Source organism: Photobacterium sanguinicancri, assembly GCF_024346675.1.
Lineage (GTDB): Bacteria > Pseudomonadota > Gammaproteobacteria > Enterobacterales > Vibrionaceae > Photobacterium > Photobacterium sanguinicancri.
On record NZ_AP024850.1, the window covers coordinates 2611680 to 2636247 of the forward strand.

General features: G+C 44.3%; 24 protein-coding genes. 10 read left to right on the plus strand and 14 right to left on the minus strand.

All coding sequences use genetic code 11. The annotated features are described in order from the left end of the window. Window positions 1-268: 268 nt before the first annotated feature. The gene (locus tag OCU87_RS12125) at window positions 269-703 is read right to left on the minus strand and encodes a YcgN family cysteine cluster protein (RefSeq protein ID WP_062690971.1); all 435 of its coding nucleotides are present in this window, start codon (window positions 701-703) and stop codon (window positions 269-271) included. 247 nt (window positions 704-950) lie between these two features. Here OCU87_RS12125 and OCU87_RS12130 point away from each other — a divergent pair, with 247 nt between their 5' ends. After that, entirely contained in the window at window positions 951-1199 is a 249-nt protein-coding gene (locus OCU87_RS12130; RefSeq protein ID WP_062690970.1) for a YkgJ family cysteine cluster protein, read from the plus strand. Window positions 1200-1270: 71 nt separating this feature from the next. Here OCU87_RS12130 and OCU87_RS12135 read toward each other — a convergent pair whose 3' ends face one another. Together OCU87_RS12135 and OCU87_RS12140 are read right to left on the minus strand one after the other, a co-directional pair. Beyond that, window positions 1271-1516 (minus strand): TIGR02647 family protein, encoded by a 246-nt coding sequence (locus OCU87_RS12135; RefSeq protein ID WP_062690969.1) that lies wholly within the window; start codon window positions 1514-1516, stop codon window positions 1271-1273. A 184-nt stretch (window positions 1517-1700) separates the two neighbouring features. Then, window positions 1701-2576: a Tim44 domain-containing protein gene (locus OCU87_RS12140; RefSeq protein ID WP_261857253.1), complete on the minus strand. Its 876-nt coding sequence runs from the start codon at window positions 2574-2576 to the stop codon at window positions 1701-1703. A 213-nt stretch (window positions 2577-2789) separates the two neighbouring features. Here OCU87_RS12140 and OCU87_RS12145 point away from each other — a divergent pair, with 213 nt between their 5' ends. The 3 genes from OCU87_RS12145 to OCU87_RS12155 all read left to right on the plus strand — a co-directional run bounded on the left by OCU87_RS12145 (window position 2790) and on the right by OCU87_RS12155 (window position 5910). Beyond that, a complete protein-coding gene (locus OCU87_RS12145; RefSeq protein ID WP_062691018.1) occupies window positions 2790-3188 on the plus strand; it encodes an NINE protein in 399 nt (132 codons plus the stop codon). 232 nt (window positions 3189-3420) lie between these two features. Next, a complete protein-coding gene (locus OCU87_RS12150; RefSeq protein ID WP_062690967.1) occupies window positions 3421-4017 on the plus strand; it encodes a TetR/AcrR family transcriptional regulator in 597 nt (198 codons plus the stop codon). 12 nt (window positions 4018-4029) lie between these two features. Next, on the plus strand, window positions 4030-5910 hold the full coding sequence (locus OCU87_RS12155; protein WP_062690966.1) for an MFS transporter: 1881 nt from the start codon (window positions 4030-4032) through the stop codon (window positions 5908-5910). A 156-nt stretch (window positions 5911-6066) separates the two neighbouring features. Here OCU87_RS12155 and menE read toward each other — a convergent pair whose 3' ends face one another. From menE to OCU87_RS12185, 6 genes are read right to left on the minus strand one after another with little or no spacing between them, the layout of a single operon-like run. Further along, entirely contained in the window at window positions 6067-7500 is a 1434-nt protein-coding gene (gene menE / locus OCU87_RS12160) for an o-succinylbenzoate--CoA ligase (RefSeq protein ID WP_062690965.1), read from the minus strand. Then, window positions 7488-8468: an o-succinylbenzoate synthase gene (gene menC, locus OCU87_RS12165; RefSeq protein ID WP_062690964.1), complete on the minus strand. Its 981-nt coding sequence runs from the start codon at window positions 8466-8468 to the stop codon at window positions 7488-7490. The genes menE and menC overlap by 13 nt, the downstream gene beginning before the upstream one ends. A 10-nt stretch (window positions 8469-8478) precedes the next feature. After that, window positions 8479-9345, minus strand: coding sequence for a 1,4-dihydroxy-2-naphthoyl-CoA synthase (gene menB / locus OCU87_RS12170; protein ID WP_062690963.1), 867 nt, complete (start codon window positions 9343-9345; stop codon window positions 8479-8481). 46 nt (window positions 9346-9391) lie between these two features. Next, window positions 9392-10222, minus strand: coding sequence for a 2-succinyl-6-hydroxy-2,4-cyclohexadiene-1-carboxylate synthase (gene menH / locus OCU87_RS12175; protein WP_094956990.1), 831 nt, complete (start codon window positions 10220-10222; stop codon window positions 9392-9394). Continuing rightward, window positions 10206-11948, minus strand: a complete 1743-nt coding sequence (menD, locus tag OCU87_RS12180) for a 2-succinyl-5-enolpyruvyl-6-hydroxy-3-cyclohexene-1-carboxylic-acid synthase (RefSeq protein ID WP_261857254.1) — start codon at window positions 11946-11948, stop codon at window positions 10206-10208. Before menD ends, menH begins: the two co-directional genes overlap by 17 nt. After that, window positions 11945-13267 (minus strand): isochorismate synthase, encoded by a 1323-nt coding sequence (locus tag OCU87_RS12185; RefSeq protein WP_261857255.1) that lies wholly within the window; start codon window positions 13265-13267, stop codon window positions 11945-11947. Before OCU87_RS12185 ends, menD begins: the two co-directional genes overlap by 4 nt. Window positions 13268-13689: 422 nt before the next feature. On the opposite strand from OCU87_RS12185, the gene OCU87_RS12190 reads away from it, so the two are divergent. The 3 genes from OCU87_RS12190 (at window position 13690) to OCU87_RS12200 (ending at window position 17033) form a co-directional block, all read left to right on the plus strand. Continuing rightward, a complete protein-coding gene (locus OCU87_RS12190; RefSeq protein ID WP_062690960.1) occupies window positions 13690-14904 on the plus strand; it encodes a pyridoxal phosphate-dependent aminotransferase in 1215 nt (404 codons plus the stop codon). Between the two features lie 177 nt (window positions 14905-15081). Beyond that, window positions 15082-15666 (plus strand): 5'-deoxynucleotidase, encoded by a 585-nt coding sequence (yfbR, locus tag OCU87_RS12195; RefSeq protein WP_261857256.1) that lies wholly within the window; start codon window positions 15082-15084, stop codon window positions 15664-15666. Continuing rightward, complete coding sequence (locus OCU87_RS12200; protein WP_062690958.1) at window positions 15666-17033, plus strand: anti-phage deoxyguanosine triphosphatase; 1368 nt, start codon at window positions 15666-15668, stop codon at window positions 17031-17033. Before yfbR ends, OCU87_RS12200 begins: the two co-directional genes overlap by 1 nt. A 54-nt stretch (window positions 17034-17087) precedes the next feature. On the opposite strand, the gene OCU87_RS12205 is transcribed toward OCU87_RS12200, so the two are convergent. Continuing rightward, window positions 17088-17708, minus strand: coding sequence for a tRNA-uridine aminocarboxypropyltransferase (locus OCU87_RS12205; RefSeq protein ID WP_261857257.1), 621 nt, complete (start codon window positions 17706-17708; stop codon window positions 17088-17090). A gap of 9 nt (window positions 17709-17717) precedes the next feature. On the opposite strand from OCU87_RS12205, the gene rrtA reads away from it, so the two are divergent. The 3 genes from rrtA to OCU87_RS12220 all read left to right on the plus strand — a co-directional run bounded on the left by rrtA (window position 17718) and on the right by OCU87_RS12220 (window position 19065). Beyond that, a complete protein-coding gene (rrtA, locus tag OCU87_RS12210) occupies window positions 17718-18296 on the plus strand; it encodes a rhombosortase (protein ID WP_261857258.1) in 579 nt (192 codons plus the stop codon). Window positions 18297-18394: 98 nt separating this feature from the next. Next, window positions 18395-18733, plus strand: coding sequence for a DUF1971 domain-containing protein (locus OCU87_RS12215; RefSeq protein ID WP_261857259.1), 339 nt, complete (start codon window positions 18395-18397; stop codon window positions 18731-18733). 86 nt (window positions 18734-18819) lie between these two features. Beyond that, complete coding sequence (locus tag OCU87_RS12220; RefSeq protein ID WP_261857260.1) at window positions 18820-19065, plus strand: hypothetical protein; 246 nt, start codon at window positions 18820-18822, stop codon at window positions 19063-19065. A gap of 109 nt (window positions 19066-19174) precedes the next feature. Here the strand turns inward: OCU87_RS12220 and OCU87_RS12225 are convergent, their stop codons facing one another. From OCU87_RS12225 to lon, 4 genes are all read right to left on the minus strand, one after another. After that, on the minus strand, window positions 19175-19459 hold the full coding sequence (locus OCU87_RS12225; protein WP_094955912.1) for a ComEA family DNA-binding protein: 285 nt from the start codon (window positions 19457-19459) through the stop codon (window positions 19175-19177). 136 nt (window positions 19460-19595) lie between these two features. Further along, window positions 19596-21488, minus strand: coding sequence for a peptidylprolyl isomerase (gene ppiD, locus OCU87_RS12230; RefSeq protein WP_261857261.1), 1893 nt, complete (start codon window positions 21486-21488; stop codon window positions 19596-19598). Window positions 21489-21681: 193 nt separating this feature from the next. Continuing rightward, window positions 21682-21954, minus strand: a complete 273-nt coding sequence (gene hupB, locus OCU87_RS12235; RefSeq protein WP_048899106.1) for a nucleoid-associated protein HU-beta — start codon at window positions 21952-21954, stop codon at window positions 21682-21684. 208 nt (window positions 21955-22162) lie between these two features. Further along, window positions 22163-24535: an endopeptidase La gene (lon, locus tag OCU87_RS12240; RefSeq protein ID WP_261857262.1), complete on the minus strand. Its 2373-nt coding sequence runs from the start codon at window positions 24533-24535 to the stop codon at window positions 22163-22165. Between the last annotated feature and the right edge of the window lie 33 nt (window positions 24536-24568).

Sequence of the window (24568 nt, forward strand, 5' to 3'; positions counted from 1 at the left end):
CACCTTGATTATCCAGAAAGTGTTCGCAATTATACCTATAGCTATAATCGTCCCATAAGATATGGTCTAAGCTCTCGGTCTCATTAAGATTTGACGGCTTGGTGCGAATAGCTGTTTTGGTTTCGTTCATAATCATACCTGCCTGTAATGACGATGAAGGTGCTTCTATTATTTATAGACCAAAATGGTTTATATAAATATTGAAGTAACCGTACAGATCTAAAAAACCCAGCATCAAGCTGGGTTTTAGTCTTTAGCCAAGGCTAAACTAACGATTAGGATGGTTTAAGATGTGGTCTTCCCAATCAATTACATCGATCTCATAAACCACTTGATCGCGAACTGATTCACGTGCTTTATGCATTGCATCTTTAGAACCTGTGATCAGTGGGTGCCATTCCGGCAGAGGCTTACCTTCCGCTAACATGCGATAAGCACAGGTTTCAGGTAACCAGACAAATTCATCAATGCGATCACGTGTCAGCTTTAAGCACTCTTCACCGGATTCAAAACGGTTTGGATAGTCTTTACATGAACACGTTTTATCATCAAGCAAGCTACAAGCTACATTGGTGTAATAAATCTCATCGGTAGCATCGTCGATAAGCTTATGTAAACAGCATTTTCCGCAGCCGTCACACAGCGATTCCCACTCATCGTCTGTCATATCACGTAAATCTTTTTGCTGCCAAAACTGCGTCATACTCACCACCTTTATCTTGTGACTCCCCGCTCGATCAAGCAAAGAAGGCGGTGTTATAGCGAGCCACAGCACAAAGTGCAAGCTTTAGCCGCCGGCAAGATAACAATTCACTATGGAATAATAATCACTCTTATCTAATCAGTAAATATACGGCTTTTTTTGACCGTTTATAACAAGAGTGATAACGTTCGCGTCCATTTTGAGCTGTGTGCTCATACGAACCACATGTAAGAGTATAGGTAGAGTTATGGAATGTCGTTTAGGCTGCGGAGCATGCTGTATCGCCCCTAGCATTTCGTCCCCCATACCAGGAATGCCAAATGGTAAGCCTGCGGGAACACGCTGTGTACAGTTAAATGAAGAGAATTTATGTAAGCTCTTTGGGAAACCAGAACGCCCTAAAGTGTGTCATCACTTTAAAGCGTGTCCTGATCTTTGTGGTACAACTAACCAGCAAGCATTGGATAATATTACAGAGCTAGAAAGCATAACCTGAGTCTCGCTAGCGTATCACGACGCTCACTCAGTAGTCAGAGTAACAATGCTTGCTGGGTTATGAAACGTCGCTTACGACGCCATTTTCCCCGTTAAAATGCGTAGTGCTGATTTTGCATGCTCTACCGCCTGATGGCCTGAGAATGTTAGGTAACCACCATCTTCTTGAGTAACTAATCCTTTTGCGTATAGACGCTTCGCTGCATCAACCAACTCAGGCGTAGCATCTGTACGTACTTTGATCCCTTCTAAATCACTATGCATCGGAAATTTAACTAACAGGTTTAGTTCAGCGACAAGTTCATTGTTGTATGGCATAGGTACCTCATTATCTATATTTAGTGCTGCATTAATACTAGCGGCTAGCCATAATAAAAATAGGTGATGAGATCATATCTCTGCCACTCTATATCGCGAATAAAGCGACATAGCTCAAAGATCGCAAAATGAAAAAAAACCGCCCTAAAAGAGCGGTCTTAATATTGAATGTTTTTTCAACAGTTTATGCTTGAATACCCACAATTAACCAAGGTGCATTTTGAGCCTTTAAATCACGCTCCAAATGCCATACGTCGGTAATATCTTCTTCAACGCCTTCATTACTGTCTTTGTAACGGCCAGAGAATTGAATACTTAGCTGCGCCATGTTGGCATCATAATCAGCACGAACAAGTTCAGCATCCACATACATCACTTCTGTATGTTGCTCGCCTTCTTGTTTCGCACGTTCGCCAGAAAGGTCTGCAAAAAGTGCAGGTGAAACATATTCACGAATTTTTTCTAGCTCGTTATGGTTCCAAGCTCCTTGAATAACACGGTAGTGATCACGAGAACCACTCAAGAATGCATTCATATTGAAGTTTGGCGGCAAGTTAAATGGTACATCACTGTCTGTTGAAGCATAACCATGGTTAGGCTGTGCACTTGATGCATTGTTTGCTTGCGAAGCTTGATGATGTTGAGGTTTTTGCTGCTGTGGGGAATTCCCCGCATAAGCTTCACGATGCCCCATAGGGGTCGATTTTGCGCCACGCATTGTCTTAAAGAGTTTGAAAATGACAAACGCAATCAAGCCAATAATCAAAATATCCATAAACTGGATACCATCAAAAGCGCCACCGAAGAATGCAGCTAGTAAACCACCAGCAAGCAGACCGCCCATTAAACCGCCCATCAAGCCTTTTTTACCAGACTGAGCAGCTGGATTCGCATTTTGTTTACCAATTGAATCCGTTTGTTGCGGCTGTTGTTTTTTCGCAGGTGCTGTTTTAAAGCTCTTACCGAAAGATTTACCGCCACCAAATTTCTTTGCATCTGCATGTGGTGCAACAAAGGTTACCGACACAATAAGAGCAAAAAGTGTGAAAAAGCGTTTCATCAAAAATACCTTTGCCAAAATAAGCTCCCAGCATCGTAGCTGTAAGTGCTGGAAAGTCAATCACACAGGTATCTCAAAATGTTACCGTTTCGTTTATATCCCCTATTTCAACACTTTTTAAGCAAATTAGACTTTATTAGCCTTCATGGTAATGCTAATACTTAAGCTATAAGGGTTGTCATAATGAACGACCACACATACGGTGAACACAAGATGCAAGACACGCATAGTAAAGTAATTGGCTACCTCTTATGGATTTTTGGTTTTACAGGTGCGCACCGTTTTTATTACGGCAAACCCGTTACAGGCACCATCTGGTTTTTAACCTTGGGACTTTTTGGCATCGGTTGGCTAATTGATTTGTTTCTTATTCCGTCGATGGATCGTGAAGCAGATATGCGTTTTCGCGCGGGCGATGTCGATTACAACGTAGCTTGGCTATTACTGACATTCCTTGGCTTTTTGGGTGTACACCGCATGTATATGGGCAAGTGGATCACAGGCATCCTGTATCTATGTACGTTTGGCTTTTTCTTGATTGGGATATTGGTCGATTTTTGGACGTTGAATGATCAAGTGTCAGTCGAAAACAGTCAGAAAAGCCACGCTTAGCTCGTCATTAATTTGACACTCTAGTGCCTATCTATCCTAGAGTGAGAGAGGGTTCACAACATGTTTTGTAATGAAAAACGACGCTTCAATACACCTTGACCAAAGGTGTATGTAAGGATTAAAATATCGAACATCGTTCTATATTGTGCAGCTATAATTCAGTTTTCTAGGTGAGGGCTTACCAATGAAATGTAGCTGAATTAAAATTATTATATTCAAAGAGACAACTTTAATGGCAAGACGAAATGACCACACTCGTGAAGAGTTGGTAAGTATGACACTGGAGCAAGTGAAGCTATTTTTAAGTGAGCACCCACATCACGAACTTAGCCTTCGCAAAGTTGCCGCAATGATTGGCTATGTACCAAGTACGCTAGTCAACGTTTTTGGTAACTACAACCTTTTGCTACTTCACTCTGTTGCCCAAACTCTTGATGAATTATTTGCTGAAGCTGCTGTGCAAATGGATAGCGCAACGTCTTCAGAAGATGCACTACGTAAACTAGCGTACAGCTACTTAAATTTTGCCTCTAAAAACCCATACCGTTGGCAGCTTATTTTCCAACATACGATGAATGGTGAGCAGTTACCTGACTGGCAATCTGATCGTATCAACAATATGACAGGCATGCTTGAAAAGCTAATCCGTGATATCAACCCAACCAATAGCGATGAATCTATTCTTGAAGCAAGTCGCGTTATTTGGGCTGGTGTGCATGGTATTACTCTACTGTCAGTAGACGATAAATTATTTACCTCTACACCCGTTAATGGCAAAGCTCTGATCGATAATTTGCTCAATACTTATTTAGCCGCTTGGCAACAATAAGCGGAGCAAACAATGAGTAACAAGCCTCAGTCACGGCTACTAACAAAACAACGTTTTTTACCGTACTTTCTGACTCAGGCGCTAGGGGCATTCAACGATAACGTGTATAAAAACGTGTTATTGATTTTGATTGCCTTTTCAGCACCTGGTGCACTTCCTTTCAGTTCAGATTTAGCAATTAACCTTGCTGCAGGTCTGTTCATTTTGCCATTTTTCTTGTTTTCAGCTTCAGCGGGTGTTTTAGCCGATAAATACGATAAAGCACAAATCATGCGCGTTGTGAAATTTGCTGAAATAATCATCATGTCTCTAGCGGCTGTTGCTTTCTTATTCGAGAGTTACTTGCTGTTACTGGTGCTGTTGTTCCTTATGGGCACACAGTCGACATTTTTTGGTCCTGCAAAATACGCACTACTGCCACAACACTTAAAGAAAGAAGAGTTAGTCTCTGGCAACGCATTAGTTGAAACAGGTACATTCGTCGCTATTTTGCTCGGTACTTTACTGGCGGGCATTATTGCGAACCAAGAGCAAGCACCACTTATTGCTGCAATTAGCGTCGTGAGCTTTGCCGTTATGGGTTACCTGACATCACGTTGGATCCCTGAAGCAAAACCAAGCACACCAGATATCGCTTTTAAATGGCAACCTTGGCGTCAAACTCGCCATACGTTGAAGCTGGCTCGCCAAGATAAAACTGTTTTTCAGTGTGTGATTGGCATTAGCTGGTTCTGGTTTTTAGGCGCTTGTTATTTAACGCAGTTCCCGAACTTTGCTAAACAGTACCTAGGTGGTAATGCTGCATCTGTTTCTTTCTTACTCGCACTATTTTCCATTGGTATCGCCATTGGTTCGTTACTTTGTGACCGCTTGTCGAATCATAGAATTGAGCCTGGTATCGTCCCACTAGGTAGTTTGGGAATCACGATTTTCACCGCTGACCTCATGTTTGCCACGCCAGCGACAATTGCTACTGCTGATTCATTCTTAGCATTTGTGACGAACCCAGAATTACTTCGTGTGTTCATTTCGCTAACCATGCTAGGTGTATCAGGTGGTATTTTTATCGTGCCTTTGTATGCCATGATGCAGAACCGAGCAAAACCTGAAGAACGAGCTCAGATCATTGCCGCAAACAATATCTGGAATGCCTTGTTCATGGTGATGAGCGCAGTGACTGCGATTGTTTGCCTATCGATATTAGATATGGGGATCCCGCAGTTTTTCTTCATGCTGGCGATGATGAACTTGGTGGCAGTCTGTTATATTTACTGCCAAGTACCCAATTTCTTTTGGCGTTTCATGGTGTGGATTGTCACTCACACTATGTACCGCGTTAAGCCTAAGAATTTAGCCAATATTCCTGAAACAGGAGGCGTACTGATTGTTTGTAATCACGTCACTTACATGGATGCGCTGATATTAGCAGGTGCGACGCCACGTCCAATTCGCTTTTTAATGGATGAGGATATTTACAGTCTACCGCTTGTTAAAAGGTTCTGTGATGCCTGTAATGTCATTCCCATTAATGCCGAAGATCGCCGCTCTGTTGCCATTGCGTTGAACCAAGCGAGTGAGCGTTTAAATCGTGGTGATGTGGTATGTATATTCCCTGAAGGCCAACTCACTTACACTGGTGAGATGGGGCCCTTCCTGCGTGGAATTGATGTTGTGCTAAAGCGTACCAACCCATCCGTTAAAGTGGTTCCCATTGCATTACAAGGCCTATGGGGAAGTTACTTTAGTCGCGAAGGTGGTAAGGCCATACTGAAAATACCAAAACGATTTTGGTCAAAAGTCACTGTTGTTGCCGGTGACTCCATGTCGACAAGTAATGCCAATAGCCAACTACTGCATGATCAAGTATCACAGCTGCGTGACAACCTTGGTTAATATTAATTGGTTAATGCAGGTTGGTTAAATAGATCGTGGCAACTCTGCGAGAGCTGTGGAAACAAAAAATCGCCCGCCACTTGGCTTACCTAGAAAACACAAACAAGAAAGGCGCTATCATAGCGCCTTTCTTGTCTCTGCCTGACACCTATCATTTTATAGCAATGTCTCTAACCATTGCTTTAGCTGTAAACGTGATACCTTAATACCTCGCCCACGAAGGTGTTCAGGGAAAGTAAAGTAGCTTACAGGCCTTTTAAAACTTGTTACCTGTTCTGCCATAAACAGCTCTAACTCAGCCACTAGGCCAACATCTAGCGGTAATGCCGTTGTTATAATAGCAATGGGGCGCTGACCATATTCATCGTCTTCACGCGGCAAGACAAACGCTTGTTCGATTTTAGGGTGAGTTAACAGCACCTTCTCTATCGCCTCGGGCTGTATATTTTCGCCACCAGAGATAAACATGTTATCCGCACGGCCAAGAATAAACAGTTCATCATTTTGCCATTCACCCAGATCGCCAGTACTAAACCATGCATTGTCTGTAGCAGGAAAAATCATTTGATTACGGTAATAGCCTAAACATAAGCTCGCACCACGCACAAAGATCTCACCCTCTTTAACCAGCAACTCTCGATGCGGGATCACATGCCCAACCCCACTACTTACATCGGCACGTTTCACTGTTACTGTCGATGCCATTTCAGTCATGCCGTAACCACACCAGCAAGCAATACCCGCTAGCTCCGCCTGCTCTGTCAACGTAGGTGGGATCACCGCACCACCGAGTAACACTTCCTTTAGCTGATGCTGGGCAGTATCCGTTAACGTCACGGTAAGTAAACGTTGCAACTGCGTCGGAACAAGCGATGCGTGGGTAACTTGCTGCAGCTCTTCCGAGAAATCTGATGCTTTAGGGATCACAATACAAGCGCCGCGGTACAGCCAACGCCATACAATGGCCATGCCTGAAACATGAAATAAAGGCAGTGATAATAACCATGAATCATCTGCTGTGAAATTCATCAGGCTCAGTAATCCATCAGCACTCGCCAAATGCTGCTCTGCCGTGTGTACAACCGCTTTCGGTAACCCAGTCGAACCAGATGTTAACGTATAAGTCACAGCGCGTGATGGCTGCCAAGTTACAGGTACAAGGCGAGGCTGAATAGCGGGTAACAAACGTAATATTTGACCAGTATTCACCGAAGCTGGTGTTTGCTCTTGCAACGACGGAAGAAAAGTCGATTTCGGAGGTAGCCAAATAGCTTGTGGTTTTAGTTCATCAAGAATGTCATTTAACTCAACATCTGAGAATCTTGGATTCAAACCAACATAACGTGCCCCGATCCTGATCGTTGCTAAAAACAACCAGACCAACTGCACCGAATTAGGCGCAATCGCAGCGACTAACTGGTCACGCTTTATACCTTGCTCGATTAAGCCTTGAGCGTACTCTTCGATACGTTCAGACACTTCATGCCAGCTAAAGCTTTGTTCTCCAAACGACAAAGCGGCCGCTGACGGCCGCTCTGTTGCCCAATGTTGCCAGGGCCATGTGGAGAAGTGTGTTGTTACTTCTGCCATACCACCTCGAGTGCTGAAAGCGGTATCACCGGTAAATCACAATCCGGCCATACCGACTCTAATTGTGCTTTAAATAATTGCATGGTATCTAACCCAGGGATCACCGCAGGCGTTTGCCATTGCGATAAACGCGCAAGTTGGTTTAGACCTAGGCTTGATTCCATGCTCGAACTAATTATCGCGGTCAAACCAACGGCATGAGCTTGTTCAACTAACGAGATACAACGAGCAACAGAACCAACAAGCGTTGGTTTAATCACAATCGCAACCACGCCGTCTTCAGCTTTAACTTCAAAGCCTTCATCACGTACGGTTTCATCCCACGCAATGCTAATGCCGGTTTCTTTCGCAAATGCCAAACTATCAGCTGGCGTCATGCATGGCTCTTCAAGGAAAGCGATACCAGCACGATGCTCTGGTTTAACGTATTTCGCAAACTGCTGCGCTTTGATTGGCGTCCATTTGCGGTTCGCATCTAAACGCAGTTTTACATCAGGAATCGCTTCAATAAACATGTTTGCTACGATGCCATCACGCACCGCTTCATACATACCTACTTTAATTTTAGCTATTTTTTCACCCGGCATTTGGTTTAGTTGTTCAACCAAGTCATCAGGGTCACCAGAACACAGTGGCGCAACTAAATAATTACCTTCCGCTGGAAGTCCACCTGCCAACTCTAATTCAGCCACGCTTAAACCAAACGCAACGGATGGGTAGGTATCATTCAAGTCAAATGCAGCATCTTCGCTTGCAATCCAGCTTTCAAGTCGCTGTTGGGCTTGCTCACCCGCTTGTGCCGCGGTTTCATTGCTAAATTCAGGTAAAGGGGCAATCTCACCAAAAGCCACTTTGTCACCATCACGTAATTCAACAACCCAACCTTCACGAGTCACTAAACGCTGAGAGCGTAAAATCACCCCTGAATCCATAGGTAGCTCATAACGATATAATTTTGCACTTCTCATATCGGCAGCCTTATGGGTTACGTTTGAACTTGCTGAAGTCTGGACGACGCTTCTCATTAAATGAGTTACGACCCTCTTGGCCTTCTTCTGTCATGTAGAACATCATGGTTGCGTTACCCGCAAGCTCTTGAAGACCCGCTTGGCCATCACAGTCTGCGTTTAGCGCCGATTTCAAGCAACGTAATGCCATTGGGCTATGTTGTAGTGTTTCACGACACCAGCGAACAGTTTCACGCTCAAGTTCTGCATAAGGAACAACGTGGTTTACTAAGCCCATATCCAATGCTTCTTGTGCATCGTAGAAACGGCAAAGGAACCAAATTTCGCGCGCTTTTTTCTGGCCCACGATACGAGCCATGTAAGATGCACCCCAACCGCCATCAAATGAACCGACTTTAGGGCCAGTTTGACCGAACTGCGCGTTATCAGCAGCAATCGTTAAATCACACATCATGTGTAAGACATGACCACCGCCAACAGCGTAACCCGCCACTGCTGCAATCACAGGCTTAGGGCAAGTACGAATTTGGCGTTGGAAATCCAATACGTTTAGGTGGTGAGTGCCGTCACTGTCACGGTAACCGCCGTAATCGCCACGGATCTTCTGATCACCGCCAGAACAGAATGCATCTTCACCCTGACCAGTCAGTACAATCACACCTACATTTTCATCGTAACGTGCGTTTGCTAGTGCATCGATCATTTCTTTGACCGTTTGCGGACGAAATGCATTACGTACTTGTGGGCGGTTGATGGTGATTTTTGCGATACCATCCGCTGATTTTTCAAAAAGAATATCTTCGTAACCTTCAGAGCAATCAGCCCATTCAGCCGGTGCATACAATTCTTCTTCTGTCAGACCTACAGTTCTAGCCATGATGTTTTCCTAATCTTTTTTAACTGCGTTGTGAAAGTGAAAGCACTCAACAACGTTTAACAAACTCTTGGACGCACTCACTAAACGCATAAGGTCGCTCAATGTGTACATTATGCCCCGCACCTGCCACAGCAATATTTTCTATTGCTGATGCTTGTGCCAAGCGTTTAAATTTTTCATCGTGCTCACCGTAAATATAACAGTGAGGCACTGTGAGCTTTTGTAGCTCAGGCAATAACTCGGGTTGCTTTGATAACGACGTCGCCATCATCATACTTGCAATATCAGCACCAAGGTTATCACTGCGTTTTGTGATCAAACCTTGTCTTTGGTCATGATCCAGTGATGAAAATACCGCTTGCTGATACCAATCGGTTAAAACCTGATGCATCGGCTCATGAGCGAAACGATGCGCCCATTTTTCATCATTTGCAAATCTTGTAGCACGTTCTGTCTGCGGTAACCCAAAATGGCCACCTTCAATCACCAAGCCTTTGAGTTTTGGTTGATTGTTAAACGCTGATTCAGCGCTATTCACGACAACTGTTTGCTTATTTGTAAAGTCATCGACCGCATGGTACATGGCTAAACGAGCACCCAGCGAGTAACCAATCAAAACGTAATCCTTGATCCCACGATGAGCTAACGTGCGTTTTATCGCAGTATTTGCCTGTGGGAAATCAGCCACAGAAACACAATGGCTCTGGCCATGCCCCGGTAAATCAAGGGTAATACAGTGAAAAGATGATGCTAAAGAATCAACTACAACACGCCAATCTTGACCGCTTCCCAATAGCCCATGCAGAAAGACCAAGGTAGGTTTACTCTGCAACAAGGCTAGGTCATTGGGGTAATAACTCTCAGAGTAGAGAGGCATTTTTCACCTCAGCAAAAAGGGCTTTTAAGGCTTCGCCAGCTTCACCTGCGGGCGTTTTCACTTCAATTAACGTCGTCCCTGTATGTGCTAAACCTTGACGAACCGCCTCTTCAGTTTGCGATAAGCTTTGCGGACAAACATAGTTCAAGCCAAACATTGCAGCCGCATGCTGAAAATTAAGCCCATGTGGCATGCGGTAGAAGTCATCACGCTGATCGCTGGGAACAGGCAGCAAATCAAAAATCCCACCACCATCATTATTCGTCACTATCACCACCATAGGTGTCGATGGTGCACGCAATAACGCCAGTGAGTTCAAATCATAAAGCAAAGACGTATCACCCAAAAGCGCAATTAACGGCACTTGTCGTGCGCGTTGTATGCCCGCAGCCGTTGCAATCAAACCATCAATACCCGATGCTCCACGATTAGCAAAGGTAACCGCAGTAGGCAAGCTGCCACACATATCAAGTAAGCGAACAATAAGGCTATTACCCAAAAACCATTCGGTTTCTACATTGACCCAGCGAGGTAAATGGTAAGCAAGGCTTAACTCGCTAAGCTGATCAGTCTGCGACTGTAATAACCCTTGATACTCGGAATTCGCACTCTCTAGCGCCTTCCCCCACCCTCTATAAGCAGGTTGTTCCGCGATCTCAGCGAAGCGCAGCAACGCCTGTTCAGCCCATTGTAGACAATTAGCTTGAATGCGCACCCCACGACGGTGAGAAGCATCTAACCGACCAGTAGAAGCATCGACTAGCCAATAATGAGACCAAGTGTTCGCTGCTATAAATTGGCCCAATCGCTTCGAAACAAGACGAGCTCCAAATTGCAGCAAGGTATCGGCTTGCGAAATAAGCTGCTGACACGCTTCATTTTGCAACCATACATCAAAACCTTGGTATGCCGAGCTTCCACCACTTTGGGGATCAGCCAATAATGGCCACCCCAACTGCTTCGCTAAAGCTTCAACCGCTGAAAACGCATGAGGCGATAACTTACCCGCAATAATAACGCCGCGGCCATGATGGATTTCAGCCCATTGCTGGGTGTCGATAGCAGGCAAAGCCGATGACGTCCCTAACTGAAAGGTCAGATAAGGCATCTTGTCTCGTTGCCACTCAGCAACTGGCGCAAGGTACTCGTTAAATGCGTGAAGTTCGCCGTATAAAGGCTCAGGATAATGGCAATTGAAGTGCACCGCACCACCAAGTAGTACTTGTTGATGCATGGCTTCATCTAACGTTGTTAATAACCATGCCGCAGGCACATCAAGGCTGGGAGAAGGAATGTCGTGATAAGCGGTAACATGAGAGGAGAAAATCCCCGCTTGGACAATCGCTTGATTCGCCCCACAAGCGATCAATTCTGCGGGACGGTCAGAAGTCAGTAAAACCAACTTTTCACCCGTTAGGCCTGCCTCTGCAACAGCAGGTAATAAGTTCGCGACAGCCGTTCCTGAAGTCACGATAACAGCAACGGGTAAGTCACTGGCTTTCGCTAACCCGAGTGCTAAGAAGCCTAAACCACGCTCATCAAAATGTGTGTGAATAGTCAGATTCGGGTGATTTGCCGCCGCTAGTGTTAGCGGTGTTGAGCGAGATCCTGGTGCAATACAAACATCTCGAACACCTAAACGGCTTAGCTCTTCAAGCATCAAGTCAGCCCAACATTGATTAAGGGCTGCTCGGTAGGTAGTTGAAGGCATTAAAGGTTGCGTCATGCCGACTGGCGCTCCATTTCCGTTTCATTACTATTTAGCAAGCTACACAGCGTCGACGTTTTGCGATCCAGCTCTTTCCATTCACTGTCTGCGGTTGACCCCGGAACAATACCTGCGCCTGCAAATAAGTGAATTTCCTCTCCCATGATCAAAGCGCTACGAATAGCGACACAGAATTCACTACGTTGACGGCTTAAGAAGCCAACTGCACCGCTATACCAACCACGAGCAAACGGCTCATGTGTGGAAATAAAATCTAACGCTTTATCACGTGGCAAGCCTGCAATAGCTGCGGTCGGTTGCAAGTTATCTAATAGATCAGCGTTATAAATTTGGTCTTTTAACTGACCTCCAATACGACGCTTTAAGTGCTGCACTTTTCGTAGACGTACCAGCTCTGGGGTTTTAGCCACATCAAGATCATGACAACAGGTATTTAAGCGACTGACAATGTCATCAACCACTAACCGATTTTCATAGCGGTTTTTACTGTCATCGAGCAACCACTGCGCCAAGCGACCATCTTCCGCTTCATTAGCACCGCGCCCTATCGTGCCCGCCAAAGCCTCGGTTTTAATATCGAGGTGATGGCGCATAAATAATCGCTCTGGTGTTGAACCGATAAAACAATGCTTAGCATCAAGGGCCATCATAAAATGGAAGCTATTGGTATTACTGCTTCGGCTCGCTTTGAGTAACTGTGCAGGGGAAACTGGCGTATCTAATTTAAGCGTGGTACGGCGGGCCAATACGACTTTTTCAAATACTTTTTGTGAAATAGCATCTAAAGCATCACCAATCATGTTCGACCAACCTGTAAAATCAGGCGCATGAGTGCGACCAATCACATTCGAGCGAATTTGGCTAATCGGTGGGGTCGAATTGGTTAGTTTATTCAGGGCTGCGATCAACTGCTCACGCACTGTCGAGCTTTCAGATAAATTCACCGCTAAATGCCAGTTGTTATCCATACGGATCACTTCGCATTGCGGTAAAAAGAAAAATGAAGATAAACAACGACGATTACGATCCGTGCGGCCATCAAATGAACGCCCTCCCCACACGCGTTGATCGTCAGCTAAGACTTTCTCGGCGACCAAGGGGTCTGTAAATGTCTTTATTTGACCAAGAGCCACCACTTCTTCACGGCTATCTCGCGATTGCCAATAAAACTTTGGAAAAAGAGGCTGGGCATCCATCCAGTCAATAAGATCAGTGTTTGTCGGTAAATTCATCTTTACCATCAAACGCTGAGTTGATTTTGAAGCGTGTTGAATCTTTTGGATTAATTGCTCAACAGCAGTTTGTAACGCGGTCAAGGTAACCTCACTCAGCTCTCTAGCACCTTCCGGCTCATCCCTGGCTGATTGTTAGTGCGCCTATCACTGGACACAAATTCTACCTTCGCTATACCAGAATTTTATACCAATACGAAAAGCATTCGCACAGTAAATAGGTATAACCATAAATTAGAACGTCATTCTATCGCACTAATCCCAATCTGACTAATAAAGTCATTACTCAACATGAGTTTTCATATCTGGTCATAAACCGTCATTCCACGACCTCGGTTTATTCTCGCGTTGAAATCGCACAGAAAGACCAGTTGATATCACTGGCTAAAACAGAATTTAATAACAGAAAAAACTATTTTGCCTGATTATTTTCTGCAAGGTATTTATTTCAATCCATTTTATCGTGTAATTTAATGAAATATCGTCATTATTCTCAGGTAAGTAAAATGCAGAACATCGGGATGTCCTCCAAACTCAACAATGTATGTTATGACATTCGTGGACCCGTTCTTAAGCATGCCAAACGCATGGAAGAAGAAGGTCAGAAAATTCTTAAACTCAACATTGGGAATCCCGCCCCATTTGGTTTTGATGCCCCTGATGAAATTCTCGTCGATGTGATCCGTAACCTGCCAACATCGCAAGGTTATTGTGACTCAAAAGGCATTTATCCTGCGCGTAAAGCCATTGTTCAGCACTACCAAAAGCGCGGCCTACTCGATTTAGATGTTGAAGACGTTTACATCGGTAATGGCGTGTCAGAGTTGATTGTAATGGCGATGCAAGCCTTACTTAATTATCAAGATGAAATTTTAGTACCGTCACCGGACTACCCACTTTGGACGGCGGCTGTATCACTCTCTGGTGGTACTCCTGTGCATTACATCTGTGATGAGCAGTCAGACTGGTATCCCGACCTAGACGATATTAAAAAGAAAATCACACCCAATACTCGCGGGATTGTACTGATAAACCCGAACAACCCGACAGGTGCAGTCTATAGCCGAGACTTCTTATTAGAAGTAGTAGAAATTGCCCGTAAGCACAAGCTGATCATTTTTGCCGATGAGATTTACGATAAAATTCTCTACGACGGTGCACAACACACTTCTATTGCACCACTGGCTGAAGATGTTTTCTGTGTCACATTTAACGGCCTATCAAAGTCTTACCGTGTCTGTGGTTTCCGTGCTGGTTGGATGGTACTTTCAGGCCCGAAAGGGGTCGCCAAAGGCTACATTGAAGGCTTAGAAATGCTGGCATCGATGCGTTTGTGTGCCAATGTCCCTATGCAGCATGCGATTCAAACGGCACTCGGAGGTTACCAGAGCATTAACGAACTCATATTGCCTGGTGGTCGCTTATTAGAGCAACGTAACAAAGCTTACGACTTAATCACCCAAATTCCGGGTGTAACTTGCGTAAAACCCAAAGGGGCGCTGTACTTATTCCCTAAATTGGACCAAAAGAAATTCAACATCGTTGATGATCAACGCATGGCATTGGATTTCTTGCAGCAAGAAAAAGTACTACTGGTACACGGTACGGGCTTTAACTGGAAGAAACCGGATCATTTCCGCATTGTGACACTGCCGCGGGTAGATGACCTTGAAGTCGCCATTGGACGTTTAGAGCGTTTCTTGCACAACTACCGCCAGTAAGCGGCAGGTTAAACAACCATCGAGCGATCACAACATCGTTTTTAAGCCTCTGCTCTGCAGGGGCTTTTGTTTATTTGAAGCTGTCACAAGTTCTCGTTTTTCTGTTACCTTTAATACAACAGAGATCAGCATTATCTGCTGAGCATACGCTATTCATAAACTTATAAGCAGTCGATCATGAAACGTAGTCATTTCTTTGCTCACTTAGCTCGTATGAAGCTCATTCAACGCTGGCCATTGATGCGTTGTGTATCCAATGAAAATATCTCAGAACATAGCCTTCAAGTCGCTTTTGTTGCCCACGCATTAGCTCTGATCAAAAACAAAAATTTTGGTGGCGACCTTAACCCAGAGCGCATTGCACTACTGGGGATGTTTCATGATTGCAGCGAAGTGATCACGGGGGATATGCCAACCCCAATAAAATACTTCAATCCCGCTATCGCAGAAGAATATAAAAAAATCGAATTAGCAGCAGAAAAGAAATTGCTGTCGATGCTGCCTGACGAATTTCACGATGATTACGCGCCACTGGTTGATAGTGAAAAAATCAACCAAGAAGAATACGCCATTGTTAAGCAAGCCGATTCATTGTGTGCGTATCTAAAATGCTTGGAAGAATTAAACGTTGGCAACCATGAGTTTGCCAAGGCGAAATCTAATATCGAGCAAAATTTAGCAAATCGCTCAACACCAGAGATGGAATATTTTCTCGCCACGTTTGTCGACAGCTTTAACTTAACGTTGGATGAGATCAGTTAATGGATAACTTAACTCTTTCCCAAGAATGGGAAAACCGCACCAGCAACGAACAAAAAACACGTCGCAACGATCATCGCTCGGTTTACCAACGAGATCGCGCACGCATCCTTCATTCAGCCGCATTTCGTCGCCTTCAAGCCAAAACACAAGTGCATGGCGCTGGGCATCATGACTTTTACCGTACTCGCCTTACCCACTCGCTTGAAGCCTCGCAAATCGGCACCGGCATTGTCGCGCAACTCAAAATCAAACAACCCGAATTTCGTACAATTTTGCCATCGACCAGTTTAATGGAGAGCATTTGTTTAGCTCACGACATTGGCCACCCGCCATATGGGCATGGTGGTGAAGTCGCTTTAAACTACATGATGCGCAATCACGGTGGCTTTGAAGGTAACGCACAAACGTTTCGTATCGTGACCTTATTAGAACCTTATACCGAGCACTTCGGTATGAACCTGTGCCGCCGAACACTATTAGGCTTGCTAAAGTATCCCGCTTTTATCAACCAAACTCGTGCTGCTATCATACCGCCAGATGTGACCAATTATCGCCACTTAAAAGCCAAAGACTGGCATCCAGCCAAAGGCATATACAGCGATGACCAAGCGACTTTTGATTGGGTACTCAATAGCCTAAGTGATAACGATCGCGCTTTATTCAGCGCAATGCGAGATGAAAAAACAAACGAGCACTCTCATCAAAAAACACGATTTAAATCATTAGACTGCTCCATCATGGAGCTCGCTGATGATATTGCTTATGGTGTTCACGATTTAGAAGATGCCATCGTGATGGGTATTGTCACACGAGAGCAATGGCAGGAAGTCGCCGCTAGCCAGTTAGCGGAATGTGGCGAGCTCTGGCTAGAGGAGCGAATAAGCACCTTGAGTGAGCAGCTGTTTGATTCACACCACAAACGCAAAGATGCCATCGGTGCGATGGTGAATGCCCTACTCACGTCCATCCATATCGCCCCAAGTATTCAAAATGGCTTACATAGCTTTGACGAACCTTTGCTGCAATGGAATGCGTTTCTTTCTGAACCAATGGAGCGTGTTTTGAATATACTCAAACACTTCGTGAGTGAGTATGTGGTCAAGAAACCTGAGATTCAGCTATTGGAATACAAAGGACAGCAATTGGTCATGGAGTTGTTTGACGCTTTTGCCTCTGATCCTGAACGCCTGCTGCCTGAAAACACGCGAATTCGATGGCAACATGCTGTAGACAATAACGAAAATGAAATGCGGATAATCGCTGATTATATCTCAGGGATGACAGATGGGTTTGCGCAGCGTTTATATAGCACCCTGTTCCATCCAACAACTGCGATGAGTGTTGGTAGCGAAGGACACGGATTCTAAACAACCCTCCCCTCTTATCCCAATATCAATACCAATAAGAGGGGAGACATACTACTAGCCGTAATTTTTCTCAAATACACCGACAGGCATTTGCTGTATTTGGAACTCAATCATGCGATTGAAAGTCGCTAATAACGGCGTAAAATCAGTTTTATTCCCCTCTAATGCGGTTAATGCCAAATAGCCCGCCTCAACCGTCGATACACCCGCTTCCCGTGGCGATTTACGAATTCTGTAATTACCGCTGCTCACATTATCTAAATTCACCGTCGGTAACGTATGTAAGTTGGTCGATAATTGCCACATCTTATAGGCTTTTTTCCACGTTCCATCGAGCAATATTAATGTCAGGGATTTCTCTGTTTGAGTGACATTTTGCTCACGCGCAGCAAGTTCAGTGATCGCTGTAGATGTATCACTTGGGTACACTAACCATACATCACGTGTAGGATCATCGAGCAATGCGTTAAGCGCCTCATGCTGACTAAAATCTTCTCCAACAAACATTGCACTATTTGCCAACGATAATGACAATATCCGCGCAGTGCCAATTGCACGATTAACTTCAGAGGGGTGTTGTAAAATACACAATTGCGTTTTAGCATCAATCGTTTGTATCCATTTGCAGATACAAGCTTTCTTCGCTTTTCCACATTGTTCGCAATATCGACTCATGAGGTTGCCTTGTCTACTCGTCATTACTTAGTGTTTGCTGTTCTACTCGCGACCATTGCGCAGTTACCCTCAATTCAACCAATATTGGTATGGGATCGTAGCCTGATCATCAATGGTGAAGTGTGGCGCATACTAACAGGAAACCTCACGCATACCAATTGGCCTCACCTTCTGATGAATGCCTTTGCTTTTATCATTATTACTTTCATTTTTAGAAAACACATTGCGGTTAAGCAGTACACCCTGCTCATCATTTCAATATCGCTTGTTATTGGGATCGGTATTTTTGCCACAAACATGGGCTGGTACGCTGGCTTTTCCGGCGTATTGCATGGCCTATTTGGTTGGGGATCTGTACGGGATATTAAAACGAAAACGAAAGGCGGCTGGCTAATACTGCTCGGACTGATTGCTAAAATTAGCTGGGAGCAAATATTTGGCGGCTCTATGAGCTCAGAAGCTCTCATCGGTGCACGTGTAGCAACAGAAGCACACTTAATCGGCGCTATATCTGGGATAATTTTAGGGTTGTTACCTTTATTTTCAACAACTAATACATTGAAAAAAAAGGATAATCCTTACATTTAGCATTGCCGCAAGATCGCTAATGATAATTATTATTGAAAACACAACCATAAAGATGCATTATAAATGCAACTTAAATGCAAGCAAAAAAGGTTGTGATTATGAGCCATCTCCGTATTCCAACACATTGGACAATTCAACGCTCTACCCCTTTCTTTACTAAAGAAACAGTGCCAGCCGCTCTCCTATCCCACCATAATACTGCAGAAGGTGTTTTTGGTCAGTTATGCGTAATGGAAGGTACTGTGACCTACTACGGCTTTGCCAATGAAGAAGCAAAAGATCCTGAAGCAAAAATTGTCATCCATGCTGGCCAGTTTGCCACAAGTCCACCGCAGTATTGGCACCGAATCGAGTTATCAGACAACGCGCAATTTAATATCAATTTCTGGTCAGAAAAAGATAAAACCAATCAGCCTCTGTTTCACACAAAAAAATAACCCATGCTAATCAGTGTTGATAAACAGGAATCTAGATCACGCAAGGACGCGCACTATTTTAACCACGATATATTGGAGTCTTCACATTGAAGCAAAACATTAATGCAAACAAGGCAGAAAATGCATTCCTGCAATGTGACGTAAAACTCACAGAGCAGCAATCACTCTACCGTATAAATATTGAGGTCGAACAGCAAATTGTTCGCGTGGGATCTGGTGGTAGGTATAAATTCTTGTATCAAGATGCACTACGCATAATGCAAAACTATAAAGAGTTTGGTTATACAATGTTTCTTACTGAAGCGCGTAAACGTCAAAGGCATAAGTTATGAGCTAGGGGGCGATGGCAAATATAATAACTAGGAGTACTACTGGTTCTCCTGGTCGTATATCACTTTATCTCTCGGCTTGTAGCCGCTTTATGTAAAGCATCGCTAGCAACTACAGTTTTATTCGCTCACGATTTTTCTCAACAGTCGCTAAACCAATACCTTTCACGCCTGCCAGTTCATCTGCCGTTTGAAACTCACCATGCTCATTTCGGTAAAGGATTATACTCTCGGCTTTTTCAGGGCCGATACCAATCAATAACTTATCCAACTCTTCAGCATTTGCATCATTTATGTTGATGGTAATTTCGATGCCATCATGACTATCGTTAGCGCTTGCTGGTGATGCAACTAAAGCAGCACCGCAGAGAAATATACTTATCAGCAATCGTTTCATTCTTCATTCACTCCATATTAATTGAGTATCATATAGTAGTGGGAATTCACGATAGCGAAAGTAATACCCTCATTATTTTGCTGAAAAAACAACGGGCCGCACAATGGCGGCCCGCTAAGCAATCAATAAATTGCAATTAGTTTGTAGCTGTATCCAAAGCTGGGTAAGCAACTTCAGAGGTATCGCGTAACACTTGAAGTGTTGCCATTACATCTTGCTGAGCGTGCATTTGCTCAAGTTGTTGTGCCATTTGGCTATCAGTCGCAATAGCTTCAACGTCATTTTCTACAACCTTATCAAGCGCAACAATAACAACATTGCCAGATGCATCACGCGTCATACCGTACACAGCTTTACCGTCAACAGGTTTTGCTAATGTAAATACAACTCGCGCGATAGTTGGCTCACCGCCATTACGAGCGATAGTTTGAGCTTCACCAAAGCTCAAGCTTTCAGTTGCTAGAATATCAGAATTACCTTCACGCAACGCTGCAATTACTTCGTCAGCTTTTTGCTGTGCTTGTTGCTCACCTTTTTGTGCCGCTAATCTGCCTTTAACAGATGATGCAACTTCATCGAACGGTAATACCGACTCAGGGCGAGATTCTTCAACACGAACAACAATGACATGCTCAGGTGCAAGTTCAATCACATCTGAGTTAAGGCCATCCTCAAGCACTTCAGGGCTTAATAGCGCACGGAAAACAGCTGGATTCTTCAATATTTCAGGTGCATCCGCTTCTGAAATAAAGTCTGTTGTGTGTACATCAGCACTCACAGCAGCTGCTGCATCTTCTAGTGAATCTGGCATTTCATACGCCGTTTTCGCTAGTGTTTCTTGCATTTCGTAGAACACTTCAGCCGCTTTTTGATCGCGAAGGTCAGCAAGGATGCTGTCTTTAACGTCAGCTAAAGGTTTAACTACTGACGCTTTAACCGCATCAAGTTTAATGATGTGGAAACCAAACGCAGATTGAACAACACCTGAGATATCACCAGCATTTGCTAATGCAAAAGCAGCCTTATCGAATTCAGGGTCCATCACGCCAGCTTCCATCCAGTCAAGCTTACCGCCATCTTTCGCACTGAATGTATCATCAGAATCTGTTGCAGCGAGTGCACCAAAATCTGCACCTTCATTTAGCTTCACTAATACCGCTTCTGCTTTTGCTTTCGCTTCGTCGCTGTCACCTTGAATAAGGATATGGCTAACTTGGCGCTGCTCTGCACTGCTGTATTTCGCGTGATGATCGTCATAGTAGGCTTCTACTTCGCCATCAGAAATAGCGATAGTGTCTTTCAGGCCTTTACCTGAAAGCTCGATGTAAGCCACTTTAACTTGCTCTGGGCGTGTAAACTGCTGAGGATTTTGATCGTAATATGCTTGGATTTCTTCGTCAGTAATTTCCGCTTTCTGCGTAAATTCATCTAAAGAAAGCGTTAGCGTGCGTACTTCACGCTGCTGAATTTCTAACTTACGCAGTGCTACTAGCTCATTGCTTAATGCGAAGTCACTGCCCTGAATAGCAGCAAGGAACTGTTGACGAAGCATGTCGCCACGCATGTATTCAGCAAATTGATCTGGGGTGAAGTTAGAACGACGCAACAACATGTTGTATGTATCGTTATCAAACTTACCGTCACGTTGGAATTCAGGCATAGTCACAATCGTTTGACGAACTTGCTCATCACTAATGCGTAAGCCTAGCGCATGAGCGCGTTGTTCGATCAGAACATCGTTAACCATACGATCAAGCACACTACGACGGAACTGTTTTACATACTCTGGATCGCCTAATAGCGTTGCAAAGTAATCACCCAGTTGTGACTGCATGCGGTTACGTTCGTTTTGGTAGGCTTGTTCAAATTGACGTTGACCAATTTCTTGATCACCTACTTTTGCAGCTGCTTGTTCACTGCCGCCTGCAAGGTAGCTACCTACACCTGCGAAGACAAAAGAGAAAATGATAAGGCTAAGAATAATCTTAACCCAAATGCTGCTAGCGCCTTCGCGCAATCGCTCCATCATAACTTGCCGTATCTCCTAATTGTTCGAGCTGGCAGGGTTGTGTTAGCTGCTTCATGGATGAAATTAAAGCTAACAAAGACACCGGTATAAAATGTAAAAAAGCGCATCTTGATGATGCGCCCTTTCTGTCGGTTATTTCACCAAGTTAGACTTAGTCAATGCGTAATGCAAATAACCTAAGGGCAAAGCCCTCTTAGTTTACAGAATCTTTTAAAGCTTTACCTGGTTTAAAACCTGGAACTTTAGCTGCTGCGATTTGGATCTCAGCACCAGTTTGTGGGTTACGACCCGTACGCGCTGCACGCTCACGTACAGAGAAGGTACCGAAACCGACAAGAGCAACTTGATCACCATCTTTTAGGGTGTCAGAAACAGCATCGATAAATGCATCAAGTGCACGACCTGCTGATGCTTTAGAAATATCTGCGCCTTCGGCAATCTTATCTACTAACTGAGTTTTGTTCACGATTTCATCCCCTCTATGAACATTGTCCGTAATATCCACAATGGCACGGACAATCAAATTAACTTAGACCTAATTATACCAGTACTATCAACCGATGAAGTGTGTAAGCCTTGATTTTGTTAGGCTTACAGCAAAATTAGACCTATCTTATAGCTAGAGGAAAAAACGCTGACAAGCCTTTTCGTGCTTGATAGCGTTTTTTCTTCACTTAACTTTGCTGCATGTCACTCTTTTGAGTTTCAACCAGCTCAATACCTGATGGGTTGTTTTGCAGTGCAATTGTAAGCACTTCATCAATCCACTGGACTGGGCAGACTTTAAGATCAGCAATTACGTTGTCTGGAATCTCTTCCAAATCACGCTCATTCTCTTTCGGAATCAGTACTGTCTTAATGCCGCCACGGTGCGCGGCAAGCAATTTCTCTTTCAAGCCACCAATCGGTAATACTTCACCACGTAGCGTAATTTCGCCCGTCATTGCAACATCTGCACGTACTGGGTTACCCGTTAAGCTAGAGACCAACGCTGTGCACATTGCGATACCGGCACTTGGACCATCTTTCGGTGTTGCACCTTCAGGCACGTGAACGTGAATATCACGTTTCTCGTAAAAATCAGGGTTTACACCAAGATGTTCAGCACGGCTACGTACAACCGTCATTGCTGCTTGAATCGACTCTTGCATCACATCGCCAAGTGAACCAGTGTAAGTTAACTTACCTTTACCTGGCATAGATTCAGTTTCAATCGTTAATAGATCGCCACCTACTTCTGTCCACGCAAGGCCTGTCACTTGTCCAATGCTATTGCTTTCGTCTGCTTTACCGTAATCAAAGCGTTGAACACCAAGATAATCTTTCAGATTTTCCATGGAAATAGACACTTGCTTAATGTCTTTGTTCAATAAGATTTCTTTTACTGCTTTACGGCACAATTTAGAAATTTCACGCTCAAGGCTACGTACACCTGCTTCACGCGTGTAGTAACGAATAATACCCGTTAGTGCAGAGTCGTCGACGTTAATCTCAGCAGGCTTCAAACCATTGCGCTGAATTTGCTTATCTAACAGGTGACGCTTAGCAATATTAAGCTTCTCATCTTCGGTATAACCCGACAGACGAATCACTTCCATACGGTCAAGTAGCGGCCCTGGAATATTCATAGAGTTAGACGTTGCTACAAACATAACGTCTGACAAGTCGTAGTCTACTTCTAGGTAATGATCGTTAAACGCGCTGTTTTGCTCTGGGTCTAGCACTTCTAGTAATGCAGATGATGGGTCACCACGCATATCAGAAGACATCTTGTCGATTTCATCCAGTAGGAATAGTGGGTTTTTCACTTCCACTTTTGCCATTTTCTGAATTAGCTTGCCCGGCATTGAGCCAATATAGGTACGACGGTGTCCACGGATTTCCGCTTCATCGCGTACGCCACCTAGCGCCATACGGGTGTACTTACGACCCGTAGCTGCTGCAATCGACTGACCCAGCGACGTTTTACCGACACCAGGAGGACCAACCAAACATAGGATTGGGCCTTTTAGCTTGTTGATACGGCTTTGTACTGCGAGGTATTCAAGAATACGTTCTTTAACACGCTCTAGACCGTAGTGGTCAGCGTTAAGGACTTCTTCGGCTTTAGCCAAGTTCTTCTTCACTTTTGAACGCTTGTACCATGGTACACTCAGCATCCAATCAATGTAGCCACGAACAACCGTTGCTTCGGCTGACATTGGCGACATCATTTTAAGCTTTTGAAGCTCTTGCTCTGTTTTTTCTTTTGCTTCAGCAGGCATTTTCGATTCTTCGATTTTAAGCTTCAAAGATTCGAACTCATCTGGCGCATCATCAAGCTCACCCAATTCTTTTTGGATCGCTTTCATTTGCTCGTTGAGGTAATACTCACGCTGGCTTTTTTCCATCTGCTTCTTCACGCGACCGCGAATGCGTTTTTCAACTTGAAGCAAATCGATTTCAGATTCCATCATTGCCATCAAGAACTCAAGGCGTTCTACGATATCAATGATCTCTAGTACTTTTTGCTTATCGGCTAATTTAAGCGGCATATGCGCGGCAATCGTATCGGCAAGGCGTGCAGCCTCATCGATGCCATTAAGCGATGTCAGTACTTCAGGTGGGATCTTTTTATTCAGCTTGATAAAGCCTTCAAACTGACTGATCGCAGTACGTACAAGTACTTCCTGTTCACGCTCGTCCATTTCTGGCGTAACCAGAAACTCAGCTTGCGCTGTAAAGAAATCATCGTCAGAGAGGTTTTCAACTTTTGCACGCTGCTGACCTTCGACAAGTACTTTAACCGTGCCGTCTGGTAGTTTCAGCAATTGGAGAATCGTAGCGACAGTACCAACATCATACATGTCCTCGATAGAAGGCTCATCCGTGGCCGCTTCTTTCTGAGCCACCAACAGAATTTGTTTGTTGTTATCCATAGCCGATTCAAGGCAACGAATAGATTTTTCCCGGCCCACAAACAATGGAATAACCATATGAGGGTAAACCACTACATCGCGTAATGGCAGAACGGGTATATCAAGGCGTTCAGAACGCTCCAAGTTCATATTTTTCTCACTTCCGTTCAGTTGTATATCTGA

Coding starts and splice junctions, on each gene's coding strand:
- OCU87_RS12145 (WP_062691018.1), top strand. CDS start 2,790: ATGCAAGACACGCATAGTAAAGTAATTGGCTACCTCTTATGGATTTTT.
- OCU87_RS12225 (WP_094955912.1), bottom strand. CDS start 19,459: ATGAAACGATTGCTGATAAGTATATTTCTCTGCGGTGCTGCTTTAGTT.
- OCU87_RS12140 (WP_261857253.1), bottom strand. CDS start 2,576: ATGAAACGCTTTTTCACACTTTTTGCTCTTATTGTGTCGGTAACCTTT.
- ppiD (WP_261857261.1), bottom strand. CDS start 21,488: ATGATGGAGCGATTGCGCGAAGGCGCTAGCAGCATTTGGGTTAAGATT.
- menD (WP_261857254.1), bottom strand. CDS start 11,948: ATGACGCAACCTTTAATGCCTTCAACTACCTACCGAGCAGCCCTTAAT.
- OCU87_RS12135 (WP_062690969.1), bottom strand. CDS start 1,516: ATGCCATACAACAATGAACTTGTCGCTGAACTAAACCTGTTAGTTAAA.
- lon (WP_261857262.1), bottom strand. CDS start 24,535: ATGAACTTGGAGCGTTCTGAACGCCTTGATATACCCGTTCTGCCATTA.
- OCU87_RS12150 (WP_062690967.1), top strand. CDS start 3,421: ATGGCAAGACGAAATGACCACACTCGTGAAGAGTTGGTAAGTATGACA.
- menC (WP_062690964.1), bottom strand. CDS start 8,468: ATGAGAAGTGCAAAATTATATCGTTATGAGCTACCTATGGATTCAGGG.
- OCU87_RS12190 (WP_062690960.1), top strand. CDS start 13,690: ATGCAGAACATCGGGATGTCCTCCAAACTCAACAATGTATGTTATGAC.
- menE (WP_062690965.1), bottom strand. CDS start 7,500: ATGGCAGAAGTAACAACACACTTCTCCACATGGCCCTGGCAACATTGG.
- yfbR (WP_261857256.1), top strand. CDS start 15,082: ATGAAACGTAGTCATTTCTTTGCTCACTTAGCTCGTATGAAGCTCATT.
- OCU87_RS12125 (WP_062690971.1), bottom strand. CDS start 703: ATGACGCAGTTTTGGCAGCAAAAAGATTTACGTGATATGACAGACGAT.
- menH (WP_094956990.1), bottom strand. CDS start 10,222: ATGCCTCTCTACTCTGAGAGTTATTACCCCAATGACCTAGCCTTGTTG.
- OCU87_RS12205 (WP_261857257.1), bottom strand. CDS start 17,708: ATGAGTCGATATTGCGAACAATGTGGAAAAGCGAAGAAAGCTTGTATC.
- menB (WP_062690963.1), bottom strand. CDS start 9,345: ATGGCTAGAACTGTAGGTCTGACAGAAGAAGAATTGTATGCACCGGCT.
- OCU87_RS12155 (WP_062690966.1), top strand. CDS start 4,030: ATGAGTAACAAGCCTCAGTCACGGCTACTAACAAAACAACGTTTTTTA.
- OCU87_RS12130 (WP_062690970.1), top strand. CDS start 951: ATGGAATGTCGTTTAGGCTGCGGAGCATGCTGTATCGCCCCTAGCATT.
- OCU87_RS12215 (WP_261857259.1), top strand. CDS start 18,395: ATGAGCCATCTCCGTATTCCAACACATTGGACAATTCAACGCTCTACC.
- OCU87_RS12200 (WP_062690958.1), top strand. CDS start 15,666: ATGGATAACTTAACTCTTTCCCAAGAATGGGAAAACCGCACCAGCAAC.